At 57.8% G+C, this 16548-nt stretch carries 11 protein-coding genes; 3 read left to right on the top strand and 8 right to left on the bottom strand.

Annotated elements, in window-relative coordinates:
- Positions 1 to 6: 6 nt before the first annotated feature.
- Positions 7 to 165, top strand: a complete 159-nt coding sequence (locus E1J53_RS24640; protein ID WP_134272259.1) for an IS3 family transposase — start codon at positions 7 to 9, stop codon at positions 163 to 165.
- A 217-nt stretch (positions 166 to 382) separates the two neighbouring features.
- Here E1J53_RS24640 and E1J53_RS08305 read toward each other — a convergent pair whose 3' ends face one another.
- Positions 383 to 1912: a SulP family inorganic anion transporter gene (locus tag E1J53_RS08305; RefSeq protein WP_134272260.1), complete on the bottom strand. Its 1530-nt coding sequence runs from the start codon at positions 1910 to 1912 to the stop codon at positions 383 to 385.
- 202 nt (positions 1913 to 2114) lie between these two features.
- Positions 2115 to 3569 carry a hypothetical protein gene (locus tag E1J53_RS08300; protein ID WP_134272261.1) on the bottom strand — a complete coding sequence of 485 codons (1455 nt, stop codon included), beginning with the start codon at positions 3567 to 3569 and terminating at the stop codon, positions 2115 to 2117.
- 249 nt (positions 3570 to 3818) lie between these two features.
- Between E1J53_RS08300 and E1J53_RS08295 the strand changes: the two genes are divergently transcribed.
- Positions 3819 to 6302 (top strand): ATP-binding protein, encoded by a 2484-nt coding sequence (locus E1J53_RS08295; protein ID WP_134272262.1) that lies wholly within the window; start codon positions 3819 to 3821, stop codon positions 6300 to 6302.
- Between the two features lies 1 nt (position 6303).
- Here E1J53_RS08295 and E1J53_RS08290 read toward each other — a convergent pair whose 3' ends face one another.
- On the bottom strand, positions 6304 to 6672 hold the full coding sequence (locus tag E1J53_RS08290) for a DUF779 domain-containing protein (protein ID WP_134272263.1): 369 nt from the start codon (positions 6670 to 6672) through the stop codon (positions 6304 to 6306).
- A gap of 243 nt (positions 6673 to 6915) precedes the next feature.
- Positions 6916 to 8439 (bottom strand): aldehyde dehydrogenase family protein, encoded by a 1524-nt coding sequence (locus E1J53_RS08285; protein ID WP_134272264.1) that lies wholly within the window; start codon positions 8437 to 8439, stop codon positions 6916 to 6918.
- A gap of 169 nt (positions 8440 to 8608) precedes the next feature.
- On the opposite strand from E1J53_RS08285, the gene E1J53_RS08280 reads away from it, so the two are divergent.
- Complete coding sequence (locus tag E1J53_RS08280; RefSeq protein ID WP_134272265.1) at positions 8609 to 9514, top strand: AraC family transcriptional regulator; 906 nt, start codon at positions 8609 to 8611, stop codon at positions 9512 to 9514.
- 111 nt (positions 9515 to 9625) lie between these two features.
- Here E1J53_RS08280 and E1J53_RS08275 read toward each other — a convergent pair whose 3' ends face one another.
- From E1J53_RS08275 to E1J53_RS08260, 4 genes are all read right to left on the bottom strand, one after another.
- Positions 9626 to 10483 carry a TIGR01459 family HAD-type hydrolase gene (locus E1J53_RS08275; protein WP_253931061.1) on the bottom strand — a complete coding sequence of 286 codons (858 nt, stop codon included), beginning with the start codon at positions 10481 to 10483 and terminating at the stop codon, positions 9626 to 9628.
- A complete protein-coding gene (locus E1J53_RS08270; protein ID WP_134272266.1) occupies positions 10480 to 11499 on the bottom strand; it encodes a hypothetical protein in 1020 nt (339 codons plus the stop codon). Before E1J53_RS08270 ends, E1J53_RS08275 begins: the two co-directional genes overlap by 4 nt.
- A 37-nt stretch (positions 11500 to 11536) precedes the next feature.
- The gene (locus E1J53_RS08265; protein ID WP_134272267.1) at positions 11537 to 12883 is read right to left on the bottom strand and encodes a glutamine synthetase family protein; all 1347 of its coding nucleotides are present in this window, start codon (positions 12881 to 12883) and stop codon (positions 11537 to 11539) included.
- A gap of 171 nt (positions 12884 to 13054) precedes the next feature.
- Positions 13055 to 16543 (bottom strand): VCBS repeat-containing protein, encoded by a 3489-nt coding sequence (locus tag E1J53_RS08260; protein WP_134272268.1) that lies wholly within the window; start codon positions 16541 to 16543, stop codon positions 13055 to 13057.
- Between the last annotated feature and the right edge of the window lie 5 nt (positions 16544 to 16548).

The raw sequence follows: 16548 nt of genomic DNA, 5'->3' as shown, positions 1-16548 counted from the left end.
GAATGCATTGATCGCCATGAGTTCACCAGCAAAGCTCACGCGTGGTCAATTATCTTTGATTACATTGAAGGATGGTACAACACTAACCGCATTCATACTACACTAAAAGGACTAACTGTCCGCCAAGAGTATGAACGAAAGACGAAAACTAAAGTGCCAACTTGATCAGAAGTAACTGTCCACTTTTGTGAGGAGGTGCAACCCAACTTCCACCATTATGGGATGGAAATGTATTCAATCCTTCCATCATTCAATCCTTCCATCATTCAATCCTTCGCTCCTTTCGTCCTGTACATGGCACCTGCGCGCTAGCGCCCTCGTGCTCTGCCGGGGTCCGCGACAAAAGGTCGGTGCTCTACCGGGAAATACACCAACGAATGCGTTACACGTAATCCACCATCACCTTGTAGGTCGGGTCTTCGATCACGTTCACGTCGATGATCTCATCGGCCTTGTTGAGCAGCTTGCGGCAATCCGGAGAAAGATGCTTCAGGTGGACTTTCTTACCCACCTTTGCGTAGCGCTCGGTGAGGCGGTTAACGGCTTCGATGGCCGACATGTCCACCAGGCGACTCTCGTAAAAGTCAATCACCACTTCATTGGGGTCATTAAGCACGTCAAACTTCTCGTTGAAGACCTGCACGGAGCCAAAAAACAGCGGACCGTAGATTTCGTAGTGCTTCACGCCGTTTTCGTCGATGCGCTTCCGGGCCCGGATCCGCTTGGCGTTTTCGTAGGCAAAGACCAGGGCGGAAATGATGACGCCGATGAGGACGGCCAGCGCCAGATTGTGCAGGAAGATGGTGACCAGGGTCACGAGAACCAGGACAAACAGGTCCCACTTGGGCATCTTACCGAAGGCCTTCAGGCTGGCCCATTCGAAGGTGCCGATGGAGACCATGATCATGATGCCGGTCAGGGCCGCCATGGGCAGCTGTTCGATGACCGGAGCCCCGAACATGATGAAGACGAGCAGCATCACGGCGGCCACGATCCCCGACAGTCGGGCCCGCGCGCCCGATGAGATATTAATCAGACTCTGACCGATCATGGCGCATCCCCCCATGCCGCTGAAGAAACCGGAACAGACATTGGCTACTCCCTGGGCGACGGCTTCCTTGTTGCCCCGGCCCCGGGTTTCGGTAATTTCGTCGACGATGTTCAGCGTCAGCAGGCTTTCGATGAGCCCGACGCCCGCCATGATGCCCGCATAGGGGAAGATGATCTGCAAGGTTTCCCAGCTGAAGGGAACTTTGGGGATGTTGAAGGGAGGGAATCCACCGGAAATGGAGGCGATGTCCCCCACGGTTTTGGTCTCAATGCCGAAGGCCACCACGAGGCCGAAAACCGCCAGGATACCCACCAGGCCGGCGGGCACGGCCTTGGAAATTTTGGGTAGTCCCCACATGATGAGCATGGTCAGGGCCACCAGCCCCAGCATGGTAAACAGGGGCGTACCCACCAACCAGTTACCGGATGCATCCTGAAACTGGGTCAGCTGGGCCATGAAGATGATGATGGCCAGCCCGTTTACAAAGCCAAATACGACGGGGTGGGGGACCAGCCGCATCAGCTTCCCTAGTCGGAACACCCCGGCCAGGATTTGGATCAGTCCGGCCAGAATGACGGTGGCGAAGATGTATTCCGGTCCGTGGGAAAGGGCGAGGGCCGCGATCACCACGGCCACGGCGCCGGTGGCGCCGGAGATCATGCCCGGCCGGCCGCCGAGCAGAGAGGTGACCAGTCCCATCACGAAGGCCGCGTAAAGCCCCGTCAGGGGCGAAAGCCCGGCAATCAGCGCGAAGGCAACGGCTTCGGGAATCAGCGCCAGGGCTACCGTCAGTCCGGAAAGGATTTCCGTGCGGTAATCGACGGGTTGGCTGAGGTCAAAGAGGTTGAACATCTTTTTCATCTGGGGAAGCAGTGGGGTGATGCATCCGGCGCGGGAAAGCCGGAAGCAGTGAGGAATAATGATCGACGGTAAGTGAAAGGGGCCGGTAAATGGCCTGGTCAGGGATACCCTCTGGCGAAAAAAGGTGCAAAGGTACCGCGGACGGCGGACCCGTACAAGCTTATGGCTAAAGCATTTAGCCAGTACCGAAAGGTGAGGGAGATTATTGCCGCGAGGGCGTCCGCCTTATGGATAGGGTATCCTTGGGAATAACCCGACGCTCGGGCTCCAGTTGGGGTACAATTCTGATGCCTTCGCGGTTCGGGTCAGCGTCCACCGGCTTGACGGAGCGCGTACTCCACCGAAAACTTCCCGCGCGGAGGGACTCCTGCTTTTCCGGAACCTTACCACGCTGCAGTTGCGCCGAAGTAGTGATTTTATCTTCGGGAATATCCTTGATGAGCAGGTCCTTGATTTTCTCGGCCCGGTATTGCCCCATGTTCTCGTATCCGGCGGGTGCGCTTTCCGTAGCAAAATAGTTGCCGTAAATGATCAGTTGCTGCTCCGGATTTTCGCGGTACTGCCGCAGGAGGTCCTCCCGGACGCTTTGCCACTGCTGCCCGGTTTGTACCTCGGTGGACTGCAGGCGGGTAGAGACGGGGTAACTGCTGCTGACGTCACCGGGGGTAACGGGATTATTCTTCCAGTTCTCGTTCGGGAGCAAAAGAAAGGTAGCCACGATCAGGAACAGCAGGGCACCGGCGATTTTCAGCCAGGGGCGGGAACTTCGTCTGGGCGGAGTTGCGGTTGGTGCGGGAGCCGGCACCGGCCGTGGTGGGGGAACCCTTCCGGGCGCCTTGGTGTCCACCCGGCCCATAATGGGTGGGATGGGTTCGTAATCTCCTTCCTCCTCCCAGATTTCTTCTCCGGCCCCCGCACCGGGAGGCGTTGTCTGCACCCGCCGGAGGGGCGTTATGCTTGCGGATTCTGCCCCTACCTCGATGGAGCGGGTAAACACCAGGTTTTTGGTCCGCTCCTTTTCGTTGACCGTAATGAGCACGGAGACCTTAAGGATCAGCTCCTGCGCACCGGTCCGCAGCGGACGGACGTAGAAGACCCATTCGGTATAGCTGTATTCGTCCACCAGTTGTTCTCCGTCCGAAACCAGTAGAATGTCAAAGGCTGGATCATCCGCCGCGCTGGGGTCGATGATCTCCACTTCCATGACTTCGGCCACCGGGACGGCTTCAATTTCGTGGTGGATGGCCGGGTCCAGGTTTTCCAGCAGCTGGCTGAGCCGGTGCGCGATGCGCACCCGGCAGGCGTAGCGTTCCCGGACCTTCATTTTGTCGGGGATCTGGTAGAGGAGATGACCGGGTCTCAGTTCGGGGCGTCCGGCCGGGGCAGCCGCAAAATCGGAGAGCGAAAGGTGGTCCGTAAACAGTAGAATGTCCTGCCGCAGCTCATTTTCGAGGACGAGCAGCTGGTCTACGGCCAGGGTGTTATTGGTCTTGTATCCCACCAGGTTGTGGTAGCGGCCCCGCAGGACGAGCAGTTGCCGGTGCTTCGGCCGGTCCGCGGGCAGCGCGGCAAGCAAGCGGGAGAGCCCTTCGTCCAGGGAGGTGACGGTGGCTTCCCGCACGTTTTGCTTGAGATTCTCCAGGGCAGTTGCGTCCATGGTTGGTATGGGTAAGGGGCACCGAAGCCCACTTGGTGAATAACAAGTTTACAAAAATCCGGCTACAAAAAGGAGTGGAGCTCCGTAGTGCCCGGCACCCGAATAGTGGATAAATCACCGGATAACGATATATTGCAGGAGAATTCCCTCGAGATTTTACTGGTCTGGACCACCCGCTAGGCGGCGAAAATTCAGGTCAAGGATAGCACATAAGTTTTTCCAACACACTTTCTGATACGCAAACCTACCATGAATTTTCTGCTCTATTCCCTTAAGCCGGAATATGAAAGTACTGTCTGTTACTTCAGGATGGATAGCCAGCTGGCGTCCGTATACAGTCCTTTCTACGCCGACCGGGCAGCCGCCCTGGCGGCCATGCGTGGGTTAATCCTCCGGTTTCGCTCCTCTAATGATTCCGTGGAGTCCGTACTGGAGGAGGAGGAAGACCAATGGTTGATTCAGCTGTTCAACGGCCAGGCCCCGGCGGTGGGCAACGGCCTGCTGGTGGAAAGTGAGGAACTGGCCGCGAAGATTTACGGTGATTGGGAACATGACGCCAAGGCCGATACCTTCCCGGTAGCCTTCTGGGAATCCGCCGAAGATATCCCGGAAGACGGTAGCCTGAAGGACCTGGATCTCAGCGTCTCCGATGATCAGTACGCCTGGGAGGCCGCCGGAAGCACCGTGCTGACCTTTGAAAAGAAGAAGGGTGGTCTTTTCGGAGAGTTGCCCAACCTGGGCCTTCAGGCCAACCCCATCCGCAAGCCCTGCGAACCCGTCTTTAACGCCCTTTCTCCCTTCGTTTCCGCAGATCTTCCCTTCTACCACGGACGGCAAACAGAAGTAGACGAAATCTACGATCTGCTCCATCACAAATCCGTGTTGCTGCTCTACGGCGACGATCGGGTGGGGAAAACCAGCCTGCTGCAGTGTGGACTGGCCAACCGGCTGGAGTCCGACGCGGAAAGACTGATTATGGTCCGGCGGGAAGAAGAAAGCCTGCTTACGGCCCTCTCGCATCAGTTGGGCCGCATCCTGGCGGAGGAATACGGCGAAGAAGTATCCGGCGCCGAAGACCCCGTCACGCTGGCCCGCCACCTGGAGTTACTCGACGATACGCTGACCTTCCTGGTCTTTGACCAATTGGAACTCCTCTTTTCCGAAGACATCACCCACGAAGAACGAACGGCTACCTTCCGCTTCGTCCGGGACCTGGTGGCGCCCGAGAAGAACCGGTTTCGGGTCGTCCTGTCCGTCCGGGAATCCTTCCTGGCGGCGGCCGCCGACTACGAAGACCAGCTACCGGTGCTGCTCGAGAACCGCTTCCGCCTCCTACCCCTGAAGCAAAACTCGATGGTGGATGCCTCGGTGAACCTGCTGGATATCCTCAATCTCCGCGGACTCCTCGCGGTAGACGACTCCGAGGGGTTGGCGGAGCGCATTTGTGCGGAGCTGGCGGACGAAAATGGCAACGTCCCGGCGCACTGTCTCCAGATTTATTTGCACCAACTGCACCAGAAAAGCTGTGGGGAAACTACGCCGGGTAACCCCGTGCCCCTCAACCAGGAAGTCGTCGACAAATTCGGGCCGGCGACCATGCTCATCGATGAGTATTATACCGAGAAGCTGGAGGTCCTGGAGGCCAGGAAAAGGGAAGACGACGACGGACCGGTAAATCCCGTGCTGGCGAAAGAACTCAACGAACTCAAGACGGGGAGAACCGACTGTGGTTGCGAAGAGAAGAAGAACCAAAAGGCCGTTGCGGCGGCGGCCGTGGCTCCGGTACCGGCGCCGATGGTGCCCTGGTGGCTGACGGGCTTGTTCATCGTCACCCCGCTGGCGCTGTTTGGCTACTGGTGGATGAATCAGAACGGAAGTGAGTCGCCTTCGGTGTCGGCCTGTGAAATCACGCTGGCCGCCGGCAACTGCGAGGCCTTTCTGGATTACCTGTGTATCTACGGAGAAGAGGGCGTCTGTACGGCGGCCTTCCGCGACAGCATGGACGCCCAGAATTGTGCGATCTGGCGGGACTATAAACTCCTGCGGCGCAGCCAAAACTGTGCTTCCTACGAGGCATTCTACCGGAAATACCGCGACAGTGGTGCCTGTATGGACGACGTCCGGGCCAGCCTGGTGGATTGGGGTTGCGCCCTGGTGCGCGATACAGTACAACTCACCGTGCGGGATACGATTATCCAGGAAAAACCGGTGCCGTCAACCTACGGAAGCCCTCCGGCTACTCCGGCCCCGGGGCCGGACGGTCCGCCCTGCCAGACCTTCGGAACCACCAACTTCAAGCGGATCGGCCCACTCTGGGTAATGACCGACGCGCTGGCCGGTGGACCCTACCGCTGGGAGGACGCCCTTGATGCCTGCGTGATGCGGGGCTGGCGCCTGCCCTGTGTGGGGGAGATCGACTTCCTGATCGAAAAAATATACCGCGATGACCCCCAGCGCGCCTACGCGATGCTCACCGGCACGAGCGATTGCTACCTGGTCAATCCGGCCGAGGCGCCCTCGGGAAAAATTGAATTCTGGACGGCCACCGAAGCCAACGACGCTAATGCCTGGACCTACGTCTTTGACGTTCAGGCGAAGACCATTGATCGGGAGTCGGCTACCCCAAAGTCGGCTCGCCTGCCCTGCCTGTGCGTGCAGAAGGACCCGGTACAACAGGGGTCGGGGGTACCTCCCTGTTACCAGAAGCGCGTGGATCGCCGACCGGGAAAGTAATTTATTCCGTCCCCTCTAGGGTTTCCAACTGGGCCAATTCCTCTTCGGTTAGGAGCCGCGATTCGATCACGAACCGTAGGCCCAGTGGTATTTCTGCGGAAAAGCTGGCACCCCTGCCGGGCACTACGTGGAGGGTCAGATGGGTGTGTTTCCAGTATTCAAACTGGAAGCGGGACATGTAAAAGGGACAGTCATGGACGGTGCCGAGCAAGACATCATTGTCGTCGATGAAAAACTCGTCCTTGGGGAAACACATGGGGGCCGACCCATCACAACAGCCTCCGCTCTGGTGGAAAATCAGTTCGCCGTGCGTCTCGCGTAACTGATCGATGACTGTGATGGCTTCCGGACTAATGGCAACTCTTGGCATAATCGGTTGGTTTTGGGCGCGTCGCGCGGGTGCAATGGATAAGGAATGAAGGAAAGAATGATTGAATGATGGAATGGCGGAATAGCCGAATTATTCAATCCCTCAATCATTCAATCCTTTGCTCCTTCAGCTATTTCATGGCACCTGCGGTGACGCCAAAGCGAAAAAAGGCCGGCACCTTAAAAAGACGCCGGCCCGTAGTATACAAGCTAAAAGTGATTACTTCATCTTAGCAGGGGGGAACTAGAAGAAGCCAAGTGCCTTCTTATCGTAGGAAATGAGCATGTTCTTCGTCTGGCGGTAGTGGGCGAGCATCATCTTGTGATTTTCGCGGCCGATGCCCGACTTTTTGTATCCTCCGAAGGGGGCGTGCGCGGGGTAGAGGTGGTAGCAGTTTACCCAGACGCGTCCGGCCTCGATTTCGCGGCTCATCTGGTAGGCCTGGTGCATGTCGCGGGTCCAGACGCCGGCGCCCAGTCCGTAGAGCGTGTCGTTGGCGATTTCCAGGGCCTCGGCTTCATCCTTGAAGGTGGTGACGCACACCACGGGACCAAAAATTTCCTCCTGGAATACGCGCATTTTGTTGTTTCCCTTCAGGATGGTGGGCTGGATGTAGTATCCTCCCTCCAGGCCTTCGATGAAGGCGGCTTCGCCGCCGGCCAGGACCTCACAACCTTCTTCCTTGCCGATCTTGATGTAATTCAGGATCTTCTCGAACTGGTCACTGGAAGCCTGGGCGCCCATCATGGTATCGGGAGACATGGGGTGGCCCAGCTTGATGGCCTTCACCCGCTCAATAACGCGCGCAATGAAGGCTTCGTAGATGTCTTCCTGTACGAGCATGCGGGAGGGACAGGTGCACACTTCCCCCTGATTTAGGGCAAACATGGCGGCACCCTCGAGGCACTTGTCGAAGAACTCATCGTCGGCGTCCATCACGCTGCTGAAGAAGACGTTGGGGCTCTTACCGCCAAGTTCCAGCGTCACGGGAACGATGTTCTTGGAGGCGTACTGCATGATGAGCTGACCGGTGGTGGTTTCACCGGTGAAGGCTACCTTCCGGACGTCGGGGTGGCTGGCCAGCGGTTTACCCGCCTCGACGCCAAAGCCATTGACGATGTTGAGCACACCGGCGGGAAGCAGGTCCTGAATCATTTCCATGAGGATGAGGATACCTACCGGCGTCTGTTCGGCGGGCTTCAGCACCACGCAGTTGCCCGCGGCCAGTGCGGGAGCAATCTTCCAGGCGGCCATCAGGATGGGGAAATTCCAGGGGATGATCTGGGCCACTACGCCCAGCGGTTCGGGGACGTTGATGCAAACGGTGGTCGCATCGTGCTCGCTCATGGAGCCTTCCTCGGCGCGGATGACGCCGGCGAAGTAGCGGAAGTGGTCCACGGCCAGGGGAAGATCCGCCGCGCGGGTTTCCCGGATGGCCTTACCGTTGTCCCAGGTCTCGGCCCGGGCCAGGGCCTCCAGGTTCTCTTCGATACGGTCGGCAATCTTGTTGAGGATGTTGGCCCGTTCTGCGGCGCCGGTCCGGTTCCAGGTTTTGGCGGCCTTCCAGGCGGCCGCTACGGCCTTGTCGATATCCTCCTTGGTGGAGCGGGGGATGCGCGTAAAGCTCGCGCCGTCGACGGGACTGATGTTGTCGAAGTATTGTCCGTTGGTGGGGGCGACCCATTCGCCGCCGATGAAGTTTTCGTATTGGGCCTTAAAGTCGGGGCGGCTGACAACCTCAGCTGCATTACTAATGGTAGTTGGCATGATCTAAAAATTAGATGATTTATGTTGTTTTTCTAATGCTTGGTAAAATTATATTCGGTCAATGAGGGTTATTTGCACAATTCTGCACGAATTGTGAACTATTCTCCCGAAGCGGGACTATTTTGTTGTAGCCAGTTTATAATTAAGGAATTTCGACGCTACTTACCGTATGCAATTACCCCGTCAGCCCCTTCGTGGCCGTGATTTACAGACTCTGGTGGAGAACCAAACCACCTACGGGCTCCGCGATGCGGAGCTTCATCTCTTTGAAACCCACACGGTGGCGGCTGGCGTGAAACTGGATTTTGACCACCCCGTTTTGGCTACGATGCTTCGGGGCAAAAAGGTGATGCATCTGCGGCAGCGACCGGGCTTTGAGTTCGTTCCCGGCGAATCCATTATGCTGCCCGCCGAAGAACTGATGACCATTGACTTTCCCGAGGCTACGATGGAGGACCCCACCAAATGCCTCGCCCTGACGATTGACGATGAGCGGATTCGGCGGGTGGTGGCCCTCATGAACGAGCGTCGCCCCAAAACGGATAATGGGGAATGGACCTTCACCGACTACAATTTCCACTTCCTCAACAATGTGGCGATCCATCAGATCATCCAACGGCTGATCTTTCTTTGTGCCGAAGACCACGAGTCTAAGGACATCTTTGTGGACATGATGCTGCAGGAATTGCTGATCCGGATACTGGAGACGGAATCCCGGGAAATGAAGCTCATTACCGCCCAGACCAACGCTGGTCACGATCGTTTGGCCTACGTACTGACCTTCATCCGGAATCACCTATCGGCCAAACTATCGGTCAGGGAGCTCAGCAAGCGGGCTTATATGAGTGAGACCCAGTTTTACCAGGCGTTCAAAAACGAAATGGGCTGCTCTCCGGTCGAGTTTATCAACCAGGAACGGCTGAAACTGGCGGCCAACCTGCTACAGAACAGTCCGGCCTCCATCGGGGAAATTTCGGCTCGCTGTGGCTTCAACAGCGTCTCCTACTTCACCCGCATTTTTAAGCGGCATTTTCGGCAGTCGCCCAGTAGTTACCGGCACAAGCGGCTGGGGTGAGGTAGTGTTTGGTTGGGGTGGGATTTTTCCAAATTCCGTCGACAGAGTCTACATGTAGACTCTGTCGACGAAGCTAAATTTTTCCCAAAAAAAATCCCCCCAAATCACCCCCTACTCATGCCCGATCGAACTACAAATATGGTCGGGTATCACCCCCGTCGACTCAATTTCCCGCAGCGCGCTGTTCCGGGGGGTATTTCCGGAAAGTACCAGGGCGGTGTGGATCCCAAATTTATTCCCTCCCAGGATGTCCGTATGTAGCGTATCCCCCACCATCAGCACGTCACGTCGGAGAAAATCCCCCTCCTCCTGAATGGACGTGAAGGCGTAGTTAAACATCTGGGTATCGGGTTTGCCAAAGTGGATAAACCGCCGGCCCAGAATGCTTTCCACCACCCGGGCTAAGCCCCCCGTGGCTACCGCCACGTCGTTCTTGGCCACGGGATACAGTTTGTCGCTGTTGGCGACAATGGCCGGGATACTCTTCTTGCGCAAGAGGTTGATCGTCTTGTTGATGTCCGTATTCCAGTCGTACCCCTCGTCGTCCAGAAATACCATGGCCGATATATCGTCGATATCGTCCAGGTCCAGGTCACTGATCGAAATGGGCTGCAGTTTTGCCTGGACGATGTATTCGGCGGCATCCTCCGTTCCCAGGTAGGCCGCCCGCCCGCCCGGTGCTTTTTCCTCCAGGTACTGCCGGGCCATCATGCCCGAAGTGATGATCTCTTCGGGAGCAAAACCAGGCAAGCCCAGACTGGCCAGCCGCCGGGCGGCCCCTTCCTGGCTGCGGGCCGCATTGTTGGTCAGTACCCGGATGGTCTTGCCGGCCTGACGCAGCGACTCAATGGTCTCCCGCGCTCCCGGAATCATCCCCCGGTGATTTCTCAGCACGCCGTAGGAGTCAAAAAATATCACCCGGTAGTCCGCAGCGACTTCCCGGAAATCTTTAATGTTCAGCTCACTCATAGTTGGAGGGCATTTAGCAGTTTTTCGGTATCGAACCGGCGATCGATGGAATCAAAGTGGTAATTCAGCGTGTCCTCCCGGAGTTTGGCCCCGATATCGGGCCGGAAAAAGTACTGCCCGAGACGGAAGACGTAATTCAGTAGGAAAAAGCGGTAGGCCTCCCGGATAAACTGAATTTCTGATCGCTGCAGCGGGAAAACCTCATGGTAGGACTGCAAGAATAAAATAAAGCGGTCCTCCATCAGCCGGTCAATTTCGTAGGTGAAGTCGGTCCGGTCGCCTACGTCCGACACCACCCGGCTGAGGAAGTAGAAATCTACCACTCGCGTCGTCATCCTGAACCAGTCATAATCCCAGCGGGAGGCCAGTTTACCGTCACCATCGACCGAGAAGTTCCCGATGTTCCAGTCGACGAAAACCGGGATTTTATCAAAGCCGTAGGCGTTGATGGCGTGGGTATTGTCCAGGAATTTCTTGCACTGCTCTTCAAGAATTTCGTGGCAGTCCGGAAAGTCCTTGCGGGCGACCTGCATCAGGGCGCTCACGTCGTCGGTCATGTCCCGACTGGGTTGGGGGAGGGTGTTTTTCACTGTGGCACAAGCACGGTGGAATTCGGCCATCTCCCGGCCGAGGAGCCTCACCCCTTCCTGATCAAAGCGCTTCGGAGGCGGTTGGTCGATGTGGATTGGACGGTAGAATATTACCCAGGCATCGTCCGTGTCGTCAATGTATCGGTGGAAGAAGATGTTGGAACCCTTCATGAGGGCCCGCGAAAGAAAATTGGAATACCGTACGGGCAGGTTATTCGCCAATACATTGATGATGGTGTGGTCCTCTACGAAGGTCTCGTAGGAGCCGAAGACGGTCAGCTTGGCGATGATCTCGTAACCATCCTCGAAGGACACCAGGTACACCCGGTTGGTGGACACGTTGGCGCTAACGTTCTTTATTCCAACGATTTTTCGACTGTGGTCGAAGGCCCGCCAGGCGTAGTTGATGATCTTTTCGTAATTCATGAAACACGGTTAGGGATTCCTCGGGCTAAATGTAGCCTTAAATTATTTCCAGGTACCGCCGCAACTCCCAGTCCGTTACGGCCACTTCATGCTGTCGGACCTCCCATTCCCGCGTAGCGATGAAGTGACGGCAAAACGCATCTCCCAACAGCTGGCCCGGAAGCTCGCTGGCCTTCATCCGGCCCACGGCTTCGGCCAGGGTGCGGGGAAGTGATGGTTGATCCTGATCTGCGTACGCATTGCCCTGGATGGCTTCGGTGGTCAGGGGAAGCTCCCGCTCAATACCGTAAAGGCCCGCCGCCAGGGCGGCGGCGATGCTCAGGTACGGATTGGCGTCCGCCCCGGGAAGCCGGGTCTCCAGTCTGGTGCTGCCCGGGTCTGCGGCGATTACCCGCAGGGCCGTCGTCCGGTTGCCGATTCCCCAGTTCATGCCCGTAGCGGCCCAGCTTCCCGCCACGTAGCGCTTGTAACTGTTGATGGTCGGGGCCAGTAGGGGCATCAGTTCGGGAAGGCAGTGCAGCTGTCCGGCCACATAATGCTCCATCAGTTTACTCATTCCTCGCGGATGCTCGGCCGATCCGAACTGGTTTTCTCCGTCCCGCCACAGGCTCTGGTGCAGGTGCCCGCTGCAGCCCGGCAGGTCCTCCCGCCACTTGGCCATGAAGGTGGCCAGGAAGCCGTGGCGGTAGGCGATTTCCTTAACGGCCGTCTTGAACAGCACCGCCCGGTCCGCGGCGGACAGCACGTCATCGTAGCGGATGGCAGCTTCCAGCACTCCCGGTCCGGTCTCGGTGTGTAAGCCCTCCAGGGGAATTCGGAAGGCCCGGAGCTGATGAAGCAAATCCCGGAAAAAGGGAGCGTTCAGGGTGGTACGCAGAATGGAGTACCCAAACATGCTCGGAGAAATGGGTAGTGGCCGATGGTAGCCCTTTTCGACGAGGCTGTCGGGCGTTTCCCGTAGCGTAAACCACTCAAATTCCGGACCGAATTTTGGGGTGAAGCCCATACTTTCGGCTTTGGCGACGACCCGCTTCAGCAGCGTTCTCGGACAGGCATCGGCCAGACCGGACTGGTCGTGAGCAAAATCGGCCAGGCAAAAGGGAGTGCCATCTTCCCAGGGGATTTCCCGCAGGGTCGTTGGGTCAAGGCGCGCCAGGCCATCGGCGTAACCCGTATGCCATCCGCTCAGCGTAGCGTTGTCGTACACCTGATCGTTGCTGTCCCAGCCGAAAACAACGTTACAAAAACCGAATCCCCGTTTGGCGGCCTCCACTACTTTTTCCCGGGCCATATATTTTCCCCGCAGGATACCATCAATGTCGGTGATGGCCACTTTCACGAAGGGCTGATCGAGCTCCTCCAGGCGTTCAATAAATTCAGTCATGATCTTGGCTTGTCGTCACGGTAAATGACGTGGTCAGGGTAGGGCGAAGGTAAGACTTCTTGTGGCCCTTCTCGATCCGTGTTTACGGAAGCAGACCGATTTTTGCCTTTCTTCCCTGGGGCGCAAGCGCAGGTGCCCACTCATGGGTTTGAGGGCCATGTTGCCGCGAATCTACTTGCCGCTTCTGGCCCAGATGGTTTGACTGGACTGCCCCAGGTATCCGCTGCCCAGGTATCGCTCAAGCTTACGCTGGGCGGCCTCACCCGGTAATTGGCTCCCCGAATCCAGCGATACGTAGGATCCGGTGGGTAAGAAAACGCGCAGCGGACCGCTGTTCTGGGCGGCCACGATTCTGGGCCCCTCGGGACTGCTGGCCAGCACCAAAGACCGCCCCTCACCGGGAACGAAGAATCCGCTGTTTTCGGGCACCACGGGTTCGAAGTATCCGTTCCCCTGACCCAGTAGCAGCAGGCCATTTCCGCCGTTCAGGTGGCCCTGGCTGGTTTCCCCACCGTGGTCATTCCCGATGACCAACAGGTCGAGAAAGGCATCGTCGTTGAGGTCCAGCGGCAGCATCCCGAATACGGGGAATGCCTGAGCCGCCGGGGGGAGGGGGTGCATCATCAAACCATCCTCGGTCCGTTCCAGGTACACGGAGCGCAGTTCATCCACCCGAAACTGGTAGGCTTCCCGCCCCTCCGGAGGAAGGTAGTTGCTGGCGGGAGCCGCGGCAAACGACTTATGGGTGTTGTGCTGGGCCTTGATCTTGGTTAGCTGCTTGGCAAAATCATTCCGGTTAAAGAAGGGATAGGCCTCGTAGCTGCCGTCCGGCTCCCGGAAGTAGGTGAAGGGTACGAAATCAAGCGTTCCGTTATTGTCAAAATCGGCGAGGGTAGCCGTGACGGGCCGGTCTTCCCGGGGACGGAGAATGGTGTTTTCTCCGTAGTTCCCGACCACGTAATCCGTATCGCCGTCGTTATCAAAATCTCCGGCGACCAGGCTGTTCCACCAGCCGTGGGGTAGGCTAGGATCGGAGTCCACCGGATCGTAAAAGAGCCTGTCCGAGTGGTCTTCCCAACCCGCGGCCTGATTGATGAATAGTTTCGGGGCAGCCCATTCTCCCACCAGCAGGAGGTCCGGACGGCCATCATCGTTGTAGTCGGTAAAGAGGGCATCGCAGACGTTGGTCACCTCGGCCAGCACCTGACCGCCCAGTTCGTCGGGCACGAAGCGGGGTACGCCATCGACCAGCTCGTTTTTCAGTAGTCGGCTCTGTACGGGTTTGGGGTAGGCATAGGGTTCCACCCTGGCGCCTACGAACAGGTCGAGGTCCCCGTCCTGGTCGTAGTCGGCGGCACGTACACAGGAGGCCGAGAAGGGCGGAATCCCCTCCGTCGCAGCTGGCACCTGCGCGTAGCGCCCCCCTTCGTTGAGGAAAAACCGGTCGGCGTAATCGCCCTGGGCCAGTGGGAATTCGTAGCTCCCCGCGGCAATGTAGAGGTCGTCATCTCCGTCGCCGTCGGCATCAAAGAACAGGCACCCCAGTTCTTCGCTATTCACCGGTGGGTCTTCGGTGAAGCGGGATTCAACTTCCCGGAAGCCCTCCGGGCCTCCCTCCAGCCACCGCCCCCGATGGTCAAAGCTGCCACTCAGGTAGATATCGTCGTAACCATCTTTATTCCAGTCGGTTACGGCCACTCCCGGGCCCTGTTCACTTAGCTTCCGTAGCAGCATCGGCTGTACGTTGAAGTCGATGTAATCCCGCTCTTTATGGACAATCCCCGTTTCCAGCGGGGAAACGAAAGGTAAGCGGGAGCGCGCAAAATCTTCTCGTTCTTCCCCTTCTTCGGGAGAAAGGCTGATCGTCTCCCCGGCCATGAACGGCCCGTATAATCTTTTTGCTCCACCGACCCAGTCAACCTCCAGGAGGATATCCCCCTGGCCGGCCGCCGCGTGAATCTGGGGGCTGTGACTCGACAAGTACCCACGGTGCGGGTGCCAGTAATAGGTCTGCGTTGGCAGTCCGTCGGCCATCACCCGCACTTCGGTTCCCCAGTATTCCGCGGCCTTCATGCCTTCCGCGGGCCGGATCACGAGCGCCTGGTTTCCTTCTTGATTATTCCGGTACAAATGCGCCGGATCATCGATGTTGTTGACCACGTAGTCGAGGTCTCCGTCATTGTCCAGATCCGCGTAGGCAGCTCCGTTGCTGAAGCTGGTCACGTCGATGCCCCACAGTTCACTGACGTCATCGTAACGGGGAATGCCATCTTCGTTGGGCACGGCCCGGTAGGCCACGTTGGCCAGTTTGACGGAGGGGATTTTGGCCAGCATTTTATCCACCGCGAAGTAGCGGCTGTTGGCGGAATTATAGTCGCCAAAATCTTTATCCGTAATGTCCCGCGGGAAGCCATTCGTGATGATAACGTCCTTGTGGCCATCCAGATTGAAGTCCGCTACCACCGGCGTCCAGCTCCAGTCGGTCGCGGGTAAGCCCGCCTGCATGGCCACCTCGGAATAGAGGGGAAGATCCGTCAGCGTATCGGGCCGACTCCCCTGGCTGACCTGCAGCGTATTCCGCACAAACTGCGGCTGGTAGCCGTAGCGCTCCAGGTTGAGCAGGTAGGTGTAATTATTGGCGGGCAACATCATTTTACGCCGGTAATTATCCGCCGGTAGCATGTCCACGGCCAGGATGTCGGGCAGGCCGTCGTTGTTGAGATCCGCCACGTCGTTGCCCATGGCACTGTAGCTGGTGTGCTTCATGAGGGTAGGGGCGATGTCGACGAAATACCGCGATCCGTCCTCCCGTTCGGTGTTCAGGTAGGCCAGATCGTTGCTCAGGTAGTCATTGCTCACGTAGATGTCCGGCGCACCGTCCCGGTTCAGGTCGCAAATCGTGGCCCCCAGGGCAAAGCCCTGGTACAGAATCCCGGTTTCCTTACCCACTTCGGTAAAGCGTATTTCGCCGTTGACCTGATCCTGCCGGTAGAGTTTATCGGTACGGCTCCCCGTGCCGTCAACGATCTTCCGGCTAAAATCGTTGGGCCGCTTGTTGTTCACCATCTTGTTGACCAGGAGGAAGAGGTCCAGGTCACCGTCCAGGTCGTAGTCCAGCCAGGCGGCCTGGGTGTTGTGGTTGGTGTCGGCAATTCCGTAGGCCGGAGCGACGTCCTCAAAACGCGGAACGCCGTCTTCCCCAGGCCCCCGATTCAGATAGAGTTGGTTCGCCCGCTCGGCGGGATTCTCCCGGATGGACGCACACACGTAGATGTCGTCCAAACCGTCGGCGTTGACGTCGACAATGGTAACTCCGCCATTCCAGCGGCCCGTACCACCGATGCCGGCCACCTGCCCCACTTCTTCAAACTGCCAGTCGCCCCGATTCAGGTAAAGTTGGTTGTCGACGGCGTTTCCGCTGAAGAAAATGTCCTGCCGTCCGTCCTGATCGAAGTCCCCGATGCCTACGCCCCCACCATTGTAGATGTACTCGTTGGTCAGGATGTTGAAGCTGTCGCTTTCTCCCGTGCGGTTGACGAAGTCCACTCCGGTCTGTGCGGGATCCAGGCGGGTAAAGACACGTGGAGGCTCCTCGACGCAGGCCGTCAGGAAGAAGGCAGCCACGAGGGCAGTGGCAAAATATGGGAGTGTATACTTCATGTTCA

Source organism: Lewinella sp. W8, assembly GCF_004375085.3.
Lineage (GTDB): Bacteria > Bacteroidota > Bacteroidia > Chitinophagales > Saprospiraceae > Neolewinella.
This window is presented reverse-complemented; position numbering and strand designations above follow the sequence as displayed.